This window comes from Lysinibacillus parviboronicapiens (genome assembly GCF_003049605.2).
In the GTDB taxonomy this organism is placed as follows: domain Bacteria; phylum Bacillota; class Bacilli; order Bacillales_A; family Planococcaceae; genus Lysinibacillus; species Lysinibacillus parviboronicapiens.
The window spans coordinates 165,001-179,797 of the sequence record NZ_CP073713.1 but is presented as its reverse complement, the minus strand read 5'-3'; the positions used below and the strand labels follow the sequence as shown (position 1 = coordinate 179,797).

11 protein-coding genes and 2 rRNA genes (1 of these 13 cut by a window edge) are annotated in these 14,797 nt (G+C 41.5%); 2 read left to right on the top strand and 11 right to left on the bottom strand.

The window, feature by feature from the left end:
- Positions 1 to 81: 81 nt before the first annotated feature.
- From C9J31_RS01045 to C9J31_RS01020, 6 genes are all read right to left on the bottom strand, one after another.
- Positions 82 to 486 carry a hypothetical protein gene (locus tag C9J31_RS01045; RefSeq protein WP_107926039.1) on the bottom strand — a complete coding sequence of 135 codons (405 nt, stop codon included), beginning with the start codon at positions 484 to 486 and terminating at the stop codon, positions 82 to 84.
- Between the two features lie 77 nt (positions 487 to 563).
- Positions 564 to 1,937 carry a HAMP domain-containing sensor histidine kinase gene (locus C9J31_RS01040; RefSeq protein ID WP_420798436.1) on the bottom strand — a complete coding sequence of 458 codons (1,374 nt, stop codon included), beginning with the start codon at positions 1,935 to 1,937 and terminating at the stop codon, positions 564 to 566.
- The gene (locus C9J31_RS01035; protein WP_107950661.1) at positions 1,934 to 2,605 is read right to left on the bottom strand and encodes a response regulator transcription factor; all 672 of its coding nucleotides are present in this window, start codon (positions 2,603 to 2,605) and stop codon (positions 1,934 to 1,936) included. Before C9J31_RS01035 ends, C9J31_RS01040 begins: the two co-directional genes overlap by 4 nt.
- 56 nt (positions 2,606 to 2,661) lie before the next feature.
- On the bottom strand, positions 2,662 to 3,759 hold the full coding sequence (locus C9J31_RS01030; protein ID WP_107950660.1) for a DUF1648 domain-containing protein: 1,098 nt from the start codon (positions 3,757 to 3,759) through the stop codon (positions 2,662 to 2,664).
- A gap of 4 nt (positions 3,760 to 3,763) precedes the next feature.
- Complete coding sequence (locus tag C9J31_RS01025; protein ID WP_107950659.1) at positions 3,764 to 4,159, bottom strand: GntR family transcriptional regulator; 396 nt, start codon at positions 4,157 to 4,159, stop codon at positions 3,764 to 3,766.
- Positions 4,160 to 4,331: 172 nt separating this feature from the next.
- Complete coding sequence (locus C9J31_RS01020) at positions 4,332 to 5,225, bottom strand: LysR family transcriptional regulator (protein ID WP_107950658.1); 894 nt, start codon at positions 5,223 to 5,225, stop codon at positions 4,332 to 4,334.
- A gap of 120 nt (positions 5,226 to 5,345) precedes the next feature.
- Between C9J31_RS01020 and C9J31_RS01015 the strand changes: the two genes are divergently transcribed.
- Positions 5,346 to 6,008 carry an O-methyltransferase gene (locus tag C9J31_RS01015; RefSeq protein ID WP_107950657.1) on the top strand — a complete coding sequence of 221 codons (663 nt, stop codon included), beginning with the start codon at positions 5,346 to 5,348 and terminating at the stop codon, positions 6,006 to 6,008.
- Between the two features lie 110 nt (positions 6,009 to 6,118).
- On the opposite strand, the gene C9J31_RS01010 is transcribed toward C9J31_RS01015, so the two are convergent.
- The 3 genes from C9J31_RS01010 to aceA form a co-directional block, all read right to left on the bottom strand.
- Positions 6,119 to 7,288, bottom strand: coding sequence for a pyridoxal-phosphate-dependent aminotransferase family protein (locus C9J31_RS01010; protein ID WP_054768522.1), 1,170 nt, complete (start codon positions 7,286 to 7,288; stop codon positions 6,119 to 6,121).
- Between the two features lie 301 nt (positions 7,289 to 7,589).
- Positions 7,590 to 9,188: a malate synthase A gene (gene aceB, locus C9J31_RS01005; RefSeq protein WP_107950656.1), complete on the bottom strand. Its 1,599-nt coding sequence runs from the start codon at positions 9,186 to 9,188 to the stop codon at positions 7,590 to 7,592.
- 111 nt (positions 9,189 to 9,299) lie between these two features.
- Positions 9,300 to 10,583, bottom strand: a complete 1,284-nt coding sequence (gene aceA, locus C9J31_RS01000; RefSeq protein WP_107950655.1) for an isocitrate lyase — start codon at positions 10,581 to 10,583, stop codon at positions 9,300 to 9,302.
- A gap of 214 nt (positions 10,584 to 10,797) precedes the next feature.
- Here aceA and C9J31_RS00995 point away from each other — a divergent pair, with 214 nt between their 5' ends.
- Positions 10,798 to 11,469, top strand: coding sequence for a LytR/AlgR family response regulator transcription factor (locus tag C9J31_RS00995; protein ID WP_107950654.1), 672 nt, complete (start codon positions 10,798 to 10,800; stop codon positions 11,467 to 11,469).
- A gap of 104 nt (positions 11,470 to 11,573) precedes the next feature.
- Here the strand turns inward: C9J31_RS00995 and rrf are convergent.
- Together rrf and C9J31_RS00985 are read right to left on the bottom strand one after the other, a co-directional pair.
- A 5S ribosomal RNA gene (gene rrf, locus C9J31_RS00990) occupies positions 11,574 to 11,689 on the bottom strand.
- Positions 11,690 to 11,877: 188 nt separating this feature from the next.
- Positions 11,878 to 14,797 (bottom strand): 23S ribosomal RNA (locus tag C9J31_RS00985) (it continues 9 nt past the right edge of the window).

The window sequence follows — 14,797 nt, the reverse complement described above, 5'->3', positions numbered from 1 at the left end:
GCCCCCTATCAACTAGACAAAGGGCAGTTCGGTTTCCACTTTTCAGGTATCATGCTCTTCTAAATTAGCAAGAGTGTTTCCTTAATGTTTCATTTCTTCTTTTTGATTAATCATAAATGTCACAACAATAAATAATGCAAAGCTAATTAATAAAGTTGTCCCACCAACAATAAAGAAAACCATTGTAAATGTACTGCTAAAATTAAACGGGTTAATATTGTAGAACCACATGCCCAATGTTAAACCAAAGACTCCCAAAATTGCGCTCCAACCTTGTGCCGCTACTAATTTTTTAGATTTCACGTTGAAAGCACGGTAAAAAATTCCCCAAGCAAACATACTTAACCATCCAACAAGTAAAATGTGTGCATGTATTGGTCGATACTCATAGCTACCTGACCCTGACATATGTGAACCTAAGTACGTACCTAACAATGCAAAAATAGCAGCCAGTCGTATAAGGCGTAAACTCCATTTTTGTTCCATATGATAATTCCTCCTAAGCTTTCTTCAACTTACTTAGAAGTCTACCGAGTGAATATGAACTTTACATGAACTCCTCATTACAATTGTGGTAAACGAATACGGACCTTAGTGCCCGAAGTAAGCGTACTCTCCATCTGCACCTCGCCCCCGTGCAACTCAGCAATTTGCTTAACAATGGCTAAACCAAGGCCGGTCCCCTGTTTTGTACGTGATTCGTCAGCCCGATAAAAACGATCATAGACCTTTTCTAATTGCTCTTTTGTCATGCCAATACCACTGTCTTCTACTAGGACCTCGACAAAAGGTGCATGTTGTTGCAAATGAATATGAATTTCTCCACCTTCAACATTATATTTAATGGCATTTGTTAATAAATTATCCCATACATTCTGCAATAACCCAGCATCACCATCATACATAACAGCATCTAACTGATACGTTAACTGTACACTCGCTTCCTCTAGCTGCCAACGATACTTACGTACTGTATCCTTCAACTGCTCGTCCACACGATAAGGTTCACGCTTTAATAACCTTGTCGATTGGTCGAGAGATGTCAGCAATAGCAATTGCTTCGTCAATGTCGAAAGCCGCTTCGTTTCTAACTCTATAATCGTCGCGTACTCCTGTCTTTGCTTCTCTGTAAGTAGTGGATTTTTCAGCAAATCCACATAACCCCGGATATTTAATAATGGTGATTGGAAATCATGGGATACATTGCTAATAAATTCCTTACGAATTCGATCATTTTCCTGTAATTTTTCTGTCATCACATTAAAGCTATCAGCCAATTGGCCAATTTCATCCGCACGTTCTATTTCTAACAGCGTATCAAACTTCTCATGTGCGAGCTGGTGTGTCGCCTCTGTTAATTGTGTAATAGGGCGAATTAATGCCTTGGCAAATAGTAACATGGCGAGCAAGCTCAGTACTGCCATGACAAGAATTAATCCGCCTAGAATGGTATGCACCTCTGAAAATAACAGACGTATATCCGGTCGAATGAACAATGCATATTGCTGATTGTCATATGAAAAAGGCACGCCAATGGTATTAATCAGTTCATTGGCAAAAAAACCTGTCACAAAAGTCTCTTTCGGAAAATCACGCATACCGTGATAAATTCCTCCGTCTAATACATGTTGAATAACACTAGGTGACAATGTTTTTTCTCGATATTCACCACCAAAAAAACGACCTTCCTCGCCGGTTGTGACATAAATTTGATAGCCAATCTCTCCGAGTGTCGTTAAATAATTATCTAAATCTACAGGGTTAGCGGACTCGATATATTCTGCAATATTTGTCGCAATATCAACATTTTTTGTATCGTTTTGTTCCTTAGTTACTTGATGATAGTAAGTATTTGTCATTAAAAAGCCGATACACAGACTGCCTATCATGATGAGCATGGTTGTAACAACAAACTTGCTATATAATGTTTTCATCATGCTATGACCTCTAGTTTATAGCCTACGCCACGTACAGTTTTAATTTCTACATCTGTATCATACCGATATAATCGCTCACGAACCCGTTTCACATGTGTATTTAATGTCTGTTCATCTCCATCATAATCATATCCCCAAACTTGTTCCATTATCATACTACGTGCAAAAACTTGGTTTGGGCGTGACGCTAGTAATGCTAATAGTTCAAATTCCTTTAATGGCAAAATAAGTGTGTTTTCACCAATGCCAACCTCGAAGCTTCTGCGGTCAATTATCAGCTTTCCAACCTGCACAGTCACTTGATTCTTCTTATCAAATCTACGCAAAATTGCTGCTATGCGAAATAATAGCTCTTTTGGTTCAAACGGTTTGACAACATAGTCATCTGAGCCCGCTAAAAACCCACGTTCCTTGTCTTCCAGTTCGCCTTTTGCCGTTAATAACAACACCGGAACATCATAATCCTGACTTAGTGTTTCCGTTAGTGTAAAACCATCCATACCTGGCATCATTACATCAACTACAGCCAAATCAGGTAAATCGTGCTCAAGCAATTGTAATGCCTGCTCACCATTTTCTGCCTGTAATACCTGATAGCCTTCACGTGTTAAATAAATATTAATTAAATGCAGAATATGCACATCGTCATCCACCACTAAAATCTTCATTCATACTTACCTCCATTCAAAAAGGGGCCACTACTTAGTGTAGTAACCCCTTTATTTTATAATGAAAATATAGAAATCAACAGCAATATAACGAATGGCAATACGATGACGATATAGGCACGTGGATTCGCCAAATTCATTGTCCAACCGACACCGAAGCGTTTCTCTACAAAAACAGATGGGTCTTGGGCATTCATATAAATCAATCCACCCTTCCAATAACGATCCTCGTCAACATCCATTACTTCTGATACTACATTATCTACATAACTTAACCTCAACTGACGTTTCTTCCATACATAGAAAAGTAATGAACCCAGCACTAGCACTAAAAATACAATAAACATTGGCAATAATTTTCCTCCTTCAGCCAACGAAGGATAGATATTACTTAGCTGCAATACCGACAATAATACAGTGAGGGCATAGCTTATTAGCATCATGTGCCAGCTCATATATTTTCTTGTTTTTAACTGATCTTCTAAAGACTCTTCTTGGCGATTAACTGATAATCTTATGGCTGAACGCTTAACAGAATCCACAATGCCCCACATCATACACTGCATCATCAGCATAACAAGCGGTAAAGAGATTGCTGTAAAATATGATTTTTCTTGCCAAGCGTCAGCCTCTCCATTAGGACCCCAGTGCACGGCAACATTATTTGGTATTTGCTCATAATGTAGTACAGTGAATATCATTAAAAATACAGTCACTCCTATAGGGACCACATAGAATGGCCAAGGAAGTATTTCATCGCGACTCCGTGCAGTTAAATCCACCGCACGCACTTGCTTTATATTAATTCCCCATTGCTCTTTCTTTTTCAATTTAGTAATTTTCTGATGATTCAACCAATATAGTACCAAACTCACTGCTAGCATCCCATATAATACACTAAGCAAAAGAATACCTTGAGTAATTTCAGAGGGCTTAGCTATCCAATTGATAACGAGAAGAATGACTAACAATGCTACACCAGAAATTCCCACAATTTGAGCATAGCGCTTTTTCATTAACCCTAAAATAGGATGCTTTATATTTTGTTCAGGCACCGTTACACCGAAGACAATTGTCTCTCGCACTAGATATGGGACAAATACTTGCATAACCAATGTCACGATATACGAAATTGTAAAAATAGCTAGTAGCATCCTGCTACACTCCTTCTACTGGCATTTGTAAATCAGCAAAGACCTTTTTCATCATAAGCTCAATCTGGTCTACACTGGCGCCAAGGACCATTCCTTCCGCCACAAGAGGCTTTAAGTTTTTTTCAATTTGTTGTAATTGCTCTGAAGTTAATGCTCGCTCCTCTACTGAACGAATAATTGCCCCTGATTTAGCACGAATCGTTAATATACCTTTTGCCTCTAATTCATGATAGCTTTTATTAACTGTATGCATATTGACACCTAAGTCCGCTGCTAAATTACGGACAGATGGCAATGTATCGCCTGGCTTCATATCTCCCCTCGCAATCCCTTCAATTATTTGCCGTGATACCTGTTCATAAATTGGTACATCCGACTGTGGTTCTATTTGAATTATCATTATTATCAGCTCCATGTTTGTTATATAATCAATATAACAAACAAACTACTTAATTGCATTGTTAAAAACTGCAGATTCACATGGATTTTACTGCGAATTTAAAGCAATAGCACAAGAACACGGTGTATTACATTACTTCTTTCAGTTTAATATGCAGACTGTTTTCTTAGCATTAGAAAGGTAGCGAATTTTTAATAATCTCTATAAATTTTCGTACAAGTAAACTCTGTTTTTCGTCTTTTCTTGTACAAATCGCAATTTTATGTTTAATATCTACATTTTCGACATAAACTCTTGCCAATTGACCACTATTTACATACTCACGCACTGCAAGCGATGAAATAAAATTTGCACCATAGCCAGCCATTACGGAACGAATAGTTTCATTAATTCCATTAAATTGCAGGGCGATTTTCGGAGGTTTTACTTGATATGTTTGGCATAAAGAAAAAAGGTGCTCTCTCATTGAACTTCCTTCTTCACGCATGATAAAGGGCTCTCTAACCATCTCAGCTAACGAAATGTCCTGATTGGCATAAGGATGATCTGGTGCTACAACAAACCAAAGTTCATCTTCAAATAGTTCTTCCCATGTTACTTCTTCTGGCCTTTCTGATATCCCGCCCCCATAAATAGCAATATCAGCTTTATAATGCATGAGTTGTTCAAAAGCGTCCTTGGTATTCGTCGTCGTAATGATTAAATTAACGTCCTCATTTGTACCTTTAAATGTAGCTGCCCATTTAGGAATTAAAAAATTTGCCGGTAAATAAGTCGCGACAAGATGAATGGTTCCTGCCTTAGCGAGTCGATAATCCTCAATAAAAGATTCAATATGTTTTTCAAGCGTAACAAGGCTTTGTGCTTTTTCTGCTAAAGCTTCCCCGAATTCAGTTAAGACAATGCCACGCCCTTGTTGCTTAAATAATGGAACCCCAATTTCATGTTCAAATTTTTTAATTTGGCTCGAAACTGCAGGCTGACTAATACAAAGCAATTCAGCTGCTCTAGTAAAACTTCCAGTTACCGCTACTTGATAAAACAATTTTAAGCCATGTATGTTCATAAGTTCACCTCTACTCATAACTTATAGTTATGAATGAATAATAATAATATATTTTTATTATGATTCATTCTATCATACACTTTTGTTGCAAGAACACAAACAGTAGAAAAGAGGAGCGTTATGTTAAACACTATTTGGAAAGATGTAGATGATTATTTGGTTGATAAACTAATACCGTCTGATGAAATACTTGAAGGAGTACTACAAACGAATAAAGAAGCTGGCATTCCTGAAATTGATGTGTCCCCAACACAAGGAAAACTTCTATATTTATTGGCTAAAATTAAGGGGGCTAAAAATATTTTAGAAATTGGCACTCTTGGTGGATATAGTAGCATATGGTTGGCACGCGCTCTCCCTGAAACAGGTAAAGTATATACACTTGAAGTTGAACCACAGTATGCAAAAATAGCTAAACAAAATATTCAAAATGCGGGTTGTGCAAGTAAAGTAGAAGTAATCGTTGGTAAAGCATTAGATACCTTGCCTACCCTCAAAGATAATGACCTACTGTTTGATTTAATTTTTATTGATGCAGATAAGCCCAATAATCCTCATTACTTGAAGTGGGCATTAGAATTAGCTAATAATGGGGCACTTATTATCGGTGATAATGTCATTCGAGACGGAGAAGTGATTGACAAAAAAAGCGAAGATGAACGCGTACAAGGTGTACGTCAATTTATGGATTTGTTAGAAAAAGAACCTCGGCTCGAGTCTACAGCTATACAAACTGTTGGTAGTAAGGGCTACGATGGCTTTGTGATAAGTTTTGTTAAATAGCTTACTACGCGAAAATTACGTTGTAACTTACCTCTATACTTTACGTTTGAGGAAACTAATTTTTCATCAAAAAGAAGCTGTGTCACAATTAATTGGACACAGCTTTCTGTTTATTTTGTAGTTACAGCTAAAACCTCTTTCAACCGTAAAATAGCTGCTTCTATATCTACTGACTTTCCTAGTTCGTTTAACGATTCACCAATAATTTTTACTGCTTCTTCAAGCATCACCGGCGTTGTATTACCCATATGTCCGATGCGGAATGCCTTGCCAGCTAAATGTGCCAATGAGCCTGCTACTATCACACCTTTTTCTGCTAACTTTGCACGAAATTCCCCATCCTCTATCTCTGCCGGATATAACAAACAGCTCAGTGTGGGGGCAGCAACTGCTTCTTCTGCAAGAGCGACCATGCCATACGTAAATAATGCGGCCCGTATTGCGCGGCCATATGCAATATGACGAGCCGCACGCTTCGTAATACCTTCATCTAACACAATGTTCATCGCCACCTCATATGCATAAATTAAATTAACAGGCGGTGTTGCAAAGTATTTTCCTGGGTCATTCATTACCGGAATCCAATTTGTAATATCACTATAATACGCAGGAATTGTACCTAATGCCTTTCGAGCCTTTAAAGCCGATTGATTGAAAGCAATTATTGCTAGTCCTGGTGGAACACCTATGGCCTTTTGTGAACCGGTTAACACGACATCTAATTTGTAGTCAGGATGATTGTATTCTTTGCTCATATTTTCATCAAGCGCAGCCGTTGCGACAACACCATCTAATATAACAAGTGCGCCAGCCTTCTTTATAACTGGTACTAATGCATCTAAATCTGATACTACACCTGTAGACGTATCTGCATGTGTAATCGTCACTGCCTTAAAATTGCCCTCTGCTAATTTTGCCTTAACTGCTGATACCTCAATTTGCTTCCCCCACTCAGCTTGAAGCACCTCAACATGAATACCATAAGCTGTTGCAAGTGGTATAAAACGATCCCCAAAATAGCCATGACTAATTACAAGAAGATTTTCGCCTTTCCCCACTGTATTAACAATTGCCATCTCCATAGCTAATGTTCCGGATCCAGCTATTACAAAAACCTCGCCATCTGTTTGAAACAGTTTCTTCGTTTGTTCTATTGCATTTTTATAAATGTTAACGAACCGTGGATCTGTATGCCCTCTAGTTTCGCTTGCTAATGCATCGTAAATTTCATCTACTACTGGTGTTGGTCCAGGTACTAGTAACATTTCTTTATTACGCATTTCTTTTCCCCCTTGAGTTATACTTGCCCATCCTATATGTATTCTTTCATACAAAATATAATCCCCCAGTTATACAAAAAATGCCCTGCAAGCTCCCCATCTAAGCTTACAAGACATCTTTCACCCCTTGTTAAATCTCTTTACTTATAAGTAGACCCCTTTAATTGAAACTATGCTCATTTTCTTTCGGTAAGGAACGAGGGAACAGACCCCGCTCATTACATCACTGACAAAGTGGACTGCATTCGAGTTCAATCCACTGTATTAAAATTGGACATGTTCGTTAGTAGATTTACCTCAATTAAGTTAATCGTTCATAGCCTGGAAGCGTCAAGAATTCCACGAATTCATCTTGCTCAATTAAAGATTTGAACAGTTCAGCAGCTTCATCAAAGCGACCACTGTTATAAGCCTGCTCCCCAACAGCCTCTTTAATTTTCACAAGCTCCTCTTCCAAGATCTCTAGCACAAATGCTAATGTAATGCCACGACCATCATCTAAAATTCCTTTTGGATGACGAATCCATTGCCATACTTGCGTACGAGAAATTTCTGCTGTCGCAGCATCCTCCATCAGGTTATTAATAGGTGCAGCACCGTTGCCTCGTAACCAAGAAGCAATATATTGAACTCCAACACTGCAGTTTATACGAAGTCCTTCAATAGTAATAGTACCTTCTGGAACGGAGACTAAATCTTCAGCAGTCACACTTACATCCTCACGCTTTTTATCGATTTGGTTTGGTGTTTTCATAATCGCATCAAATTGCTCCATTGCTGTTGCAACCATGCCTGGATGGGCAACCCAAGTGCCATCATGACCATCTGTTGCTTCACGACGCTTATCTTCAGCAACCTTTGCAAATGCAACAGCATTCGCCTCGTCATCACCTTTAACCGGTATTTGCGCTGCCATACCACCCATAGCAGGTGCATTGCGTTTATGGCACGTTTGAATACATAAAGAAGTATATGCTTTCATGAAAGGTACCGTCATCGTTACTTGGCCGCGATCAGGTAAAATTACATCAGGTTGATTGCGCAGACGTTTGATATAGCTGAAAATATAATCCCATCGTCCACAGTTCAGACCGGCTGAATGCTCACGTAGCTCATATAAAATTTCATCCATTTCAAATGCAGCTAAAATTGTTTCGATTAAAACAGTTGCCTTAATCGAACCTTGCGGAATACCGATGTATTGTTGTGCAAAGAGGAATACATCATTCCATAAGCGCGCCTCTAAATGACTTTCAAGCTTCGGAAGGTAGAAGTAAGGACCTGTATTTTTTGCCAGTGCGTTTTTTGCATTATGGAATAGATATAGACCAAAGTCAAAGAAGCTACCAGAAATCGGTTCACCGTCTACTTGCACATTTTTTTCAAGTAAATGAAGCCCACGTGGACGGACTAACAATACGGCTGTTTCTTTGTTTAATTTATATGTTTTACCATTTGACTCTTGTGTAAATTCAATTGTCTTATTAATAGCATCACGCATATTAATTTGCCCGTTGATCATGTTTTCCCATGTCGGAGCAGATGCATCTTCAAAGCAAGCCATGAACATTCTTGCACCAGAATTTAATGCATTAATAACCATTTTACGATCAACTGGCCCTGTTATTTCTACGCGGCGATCCTGTAAATCTGCTGGAAGTGGTGCAATTGTCCAATCTCCGTCACGAATTGCCTTTGTCTCTGATAAGAAATCAAGCTTTTCACCAGCATCAAGACGTTTTTGACGGTCTTGGCGTGCCTCTAAAAGTTCTTTACGACGCGCATCAAATTTTTCATGCAGGGCAAGAACAAACTCAAGGGCTTCCGGTGTCAAGATTTCTTTTGTTTGCTCATTTTGTTCCCCAACAATTTTAAGCTTACCTGTAGTTGCTTGTTCCATCAGTAATTTCCCCCACCTTTTGCGATTTTAATTACAGTCCTCCCCCGCTTAGGAGGGGCGGAGGAGACTGAGCTATGATTATGAATTTAGGATTCGATGTACTTTTCTATCTTATACGAATTGCTCTGTTTCTGTAGAACCGGCCATTGCTGTTGTTGAAGATGTACCTCCAGAGATAACTTGTGATACATCATCAAAGTAACCAGTACCCACTTCACGTTGATGACGAGTAGCTGTATAACCTTTTGATTCTGAAGCAAACTCAGCTTGTTGTAGCTTAGAATATGCAGCCATTCCGTTATCTTTATAATCATGTGCAAGTTCAAACATAGAGTGGTTTAATGCATGGAAGCCAGCTAATGTTACAAATTGGAATTTGTATCCTAACTTTCCAAGTTCGCGTTGGTATTCAGCGATTTCTTCTTCTGAAAGGTTTGCCTTCCAGTTGAATGAAGGTGAGCAGTTGTAAGCAAGCATTTTGCCTGGGAATTCGGCATGAATTGCTGTTGCAAATTCACGTGCTTCCTCAAGTGATGGCTTAGAAGTTTCACACCAGATTAAGTCTGCATATGGCGCATAAGCTAAGCCGCGAGCAATCGCTTGCTTAATACCCGGTTTTGTGCGGAAGAATCCTTCTGGTGTACGCTCGCCAGTGATAAATTCAGCATCGCGTGGGTCAATATCAGATGTTACCATATCCGCAGCATCCGCATCTGTACGTGCGATTAAAATTGTATCAACGCCCATTACGTCTGTTGCAAGACGAGCAGCGATTAAGTTACGAACAGCATTTTGTGTCGGTAGTAATACTTTACCACCTAAGTGACCACATTTTTTCTCAGAAGCTAATTGGTCTTCTAAGTGAACGCCAGCAGCTCCTGCTTCAATCATTCCTTTTACAAGCTCGAATACATTAAGAGGACCACCGAAACCAGCTTCTGCATCTGCTACGATTGGCGCGAACCAATCAAAGTTATCTACACGACCTTCCGCATGGTCAATTTGATCAGCACGTTGTAACGCTTGATTAATGCGTTTAACTACAGCTGGTACAGAGTTTGCTGGATATAATGATTGGTCAGGGTACATTTGACCAGAAAGGTTAGCGTCAGCAGCCACTTGCCAACCTGATAAGTAGATTGCTTTTAATCCTGCTTTTACTTGTTGAACCGCTTGATTACCAGTTAAGGCACCTAACGCATTAATGAATGGCTCTTCATGTAAAGAGTTCCAAAGTCGTGCAGCACCTTTAGATGCTAGAGTTTGTTCAATTACAACAGAACCTTGTAATTTAATTACTTCTTCTGCTGTATATGCGCGTTCAATCCCTGCCCAACGTGGGTTTTCTGCCCATTGTTTTTCTAAAGTTTGGATTTTTTCTTGACGTGTTGACATATCGAAATTCCACCTTCCCCTTTGTGTACAATATACTCTGTTAAAAAACTTTCAAGCAACTGTTCCATAACAGGTTTATTTGTTGTAAATTAATATATAACAGAGCATCTGAATTTTCACTATTTTTAGATAAAAGACCGAATTTTTATGATGAAACCATCTTTTTCAGCGACGAAATTTGGTAAACTGTTTACAAACAAGGGGGATATTCACAATGAATAATGAGTATAATTTATCAGCAAAAGAAATTTCACAACAGTATATTACGATGTTAACAGACTGGCTTCCATCTAATTCATCAATCGCCATTGCTGTTCAAGACACTTATATCTATTTTCATTCTGGTCATCAAAGTATTCATTTGGAGGTAGGACAGCAGGTTCAATCTGGTAGCATAGCAGAAAAGGTACTAAACACCAAGAGACGGACAGATGCCATTTTGGATAACTCTCTTTTTGATACGCCTTATTATGGAATTGGTTATCCCATTTATTTACAAGGTGTTCCAGCGGCACTTGTAGTAGTGTTACCTTCAACCTTCACCATTCAAAAGGTAGAACCTTATCAATTTTTAACGGGCAAACAAGATGAAGATTGGAACCCTGTTGCAATTGAAAAGATTTCCCACATCGAAAGTCTTCAGAAAAAGACGTGGTTCTATGTAGAGGGGGAGCAGTTTAAAACAAGTATTACGCTGAAAGAATTACAGATGCGACTACCTTCATCCTTTATTCGCATTCATAGATCCTATATCGTTAATATTCATTTTATAAAAAAAATGTCCCGGGACCTCACTTCAAACTTTATTGTCACACTTAAAGATGGAAGTGAATTACCAGTCAGTCAATCCTATACCAATAATCTTCGTAGTGCCCTTGAATTTTAAAAATTTATATATAAAAACAGCTGCTCCATGAACTTCCATTCATCAGAGCAGCTGTTATCCATAATAAAAAAAGCCTGAGAATTTTATTCTCAGGCTTTTTATTTGCCTAGCGACGTCCTACTCTCACAGGGGGAAGCCCCCAACTACCATCGGCGCTAAAGAGCTTAACTTCCGTGTTCGGTATGGGAACGGGTGTGACCTCTTTGCCATCATCACTAGACTATTGTCGGCTTCCAATATACGTCGTCTTTCTTTGTCAGCTTCATTCGTTCAGTCAGTCACGTACTTAGGTACGCTCCTTCCTTCTCTCAATTGCTTCCTTGAACTACTCGTATCTTGAAACCCTCTTTTAGAAAGATGTTGTTCTTTCAAAACTGGATAAACGGTGCATTGAATGTTTCAAACATTTTGGTTAAGTCCTCGATCGATTAGTATTCGTCAGCTCCATGTGTCACCACACTTCCACCTCGAACCTATCTACCTCATCGTCTTTGAGGGATCTTACTTACTTGCGTAATGGGAAATCTCATCTTGAGGGGGGCTTCATGCTTAGATGCTTTCAGCACTTATCCCGTCCACACATAGCTACCCAGCGATGCCTTTGGCAAGACAACTGGTACACCAGCGGTGTGTCCATCCCGGTCCTCTCGTACTAAGGACAGCTCCTCTCAAATTTCCTACGCCCACGACGGATAGGGACCGAACTGTCTCACGACGTTCTGAACCCAGCTCGCGTACCGCTTTAATGGGCGAACAGCCCAACCCTTGGGACCGACTACAGCCCCAGGATGCGATGAGCCGACATCGAGGTGCCAAACCTCCCCGTCGATGTGGACTCTTGGGGGAGATAAGCCTGTTATCCCCGGGGTAGCTTTTATCCGTTGAGCGATGGCCCTTCCATGCGGAACCACCGGATCACTAAGCCCGTCTTTCGACCCTGCTCGACTTGTAGGTCTCGCAGTCAAGCTCCCTTGTGCCTTTACACTCTACGAATGATTTCCAACCATTCTGAGGGAACCTTTGGGCGCCTCCGTTACCTTTTAGGAGGCGACCGCCCCAGTCAAACTGTCCGCCTGACACTGTCTCCTGCCCCGCTAAGGGGCATGGGTTAGAATTTCAATACAACCAGGGTAGTATCCCACCGACGCCTCCTTCGAAGCTGGCGCTCCGAGATCTCTGGCTCCTACCTATCCTGTACAAGTTGTACCAAAATTCAATATCAGGCTACAGTAAAGCTCCACGGGGTCTTTCCGTCCTGTCGCGGGTAACCTGCATCTTCACAGGTACTATAATTTCACCGAGTCTCTCGTTGAGACAGTGCCCAGATCGTTACGCCTTTCGTGCGGGTCGGAACTTACCCGACAAGGAATTTCGCTACCTTAGGACCGTTATAGTTACGGCCGCCGTTTACTGGGGCTTCAATTCGCAGCTTCGCTTGCGCTAACCACTCCTCTTAACCTTCCAGCACCGGGCAGGCGTCAGCCCCTATACGTCACCTTACGGTTTTGCAGAGACCTGTGTTTTTGCTAAACAGTCGCCTGGGCCTATTCACTGCGGCTCTCATGCGCTTGCACGCTCAAGAGCACCCCTTCTCCCGAAGTTACGGGGTCATTTTGCCGAGTTCCTTAACGAGAGTTCTCTCGCACACCTTAGGATTCTCTCCTCGACTACCTGTGTCGGTTTGCGGTACGGGCACCTCTCACCTCGATAGAGGCTTTTCTTGGCAGTGTGAAATCAGGAACTTCGTCCTTAAAGGACTCGCCATCACAGCTCAACGTTACAGTGTGCGGATTTGCCTACACACACGCCTTACTGCTTGGACGCGCACAACCAACGGCGCGCTTACCCTATCCTACTGCGTCCCCCCATTTCTCAAACGGTGAGGAGGTGGTACAGGAATATCAACCTGTTGTCCATCGCCTACGCCTATCGGCCTCGGCTTAGGTCCCGACTAACCCTGAGCGGACGAGCCTTCCTCAGGAAACCTTAGTCATACGGTGGACGGGATTCTCACCCGTCTTTCGCTACTCATACCGGCATTCTCACTTCTAAGCGCTCCACCAGTCCTTCCGGTCTGACTTCAACGCACTTAGAACGCTCTCCTACCACTGACATCGTAGATGTCAATCCACAGCTTCGGTGAATCGTTTAGCCCCGATACATTTTCGGCGCAGCGTCACTCGACCAGTGAGCTATTACGCACTCTTTAAATGATGGCTGCTTCTAAGCCAACATCCTGGTTGTCTATGCAACGCCACATCCTTTTCCACTTAACGATTACTTTGGGACCTTAGCTGGTGGTCTGGGCTGTTTCCCTTTTGACTACGGATCTTATCACTCGCAGTCTGACTCCCGTGTATAAATATCTGGCATTCGGAGTTTGTCTGAATTCGGTAAACCGGGATGGCCCCCTAGTCCAAACAGTGCTCTACCTCCAGTATTCTCATCACGAGGCTAGCCCTAAAGCTATTTCGGAGAGAACCAGCTATCTCCAGGTTCGATTGGAATTTCTCCGCTACCCACACCTCATCCCCGCACTTTTCAACGTGCGTGGGTTCGGGCCTCCAGTAAGTGTTACCTTACCTTCACCCTGGACATGGGTAGATCACCTGGTTTCGGGTCTACGACCACGTACTAATTCGCCCTATTCAGACTCGCTTTCGCTGCGGCTCCGTCTTCTAAAACTTAACCTCGCACGTAATCGTAACTCGCCGGTTCATTCTACAAAAGGCACGCTATCACCCATTAACGGGCTCTAACTACTTGTAGGCACACGGTTTCAGGATCTCTTTCACTCCCCTTCCGGGGTGCTTTTCACCTTTCCCTCACGGTACTGGTTCACTATCGGTCACTAGGTAGTATTTAGCCTTGGGAGATGGTCCTCCCAGATTCCGACGGAATTTCACGTGTTCCGCCGTACTCAGGATCCACTCAGGAGGGAATGAACTTTCGACTACAGGGCTTTTACCTGCTCTGGCGGACCTTTCCAAGTCGCTTCATCTAACTCATTCTTTTGTAACTCCGTATTGAGTGTCCTACAACCCCAAGAGGCAAGCCTCTTGGTTTGGGCTCTTCCCGTTTCGCTCGCCGCTACTCAGGGAATCGATTTTTCTTTCTCTTCCTCCAGGTACTTAGATGTTTCAGTTCCCTGGGTCTGCCTTCAAGACGCTATGTATTCACGTCAAGATACTACGCGATTAAACGTAGTGGGTTCCCCCATTCGGAAATCTCCGGATCAAAGCTCACTTACAGCTCCCCGAAGCATATCGGTGTTAGTGCCGTCCTTCTTCGGCTCCTAGTGCCAAGGCATTCGCCGTGCGCCCTTAAT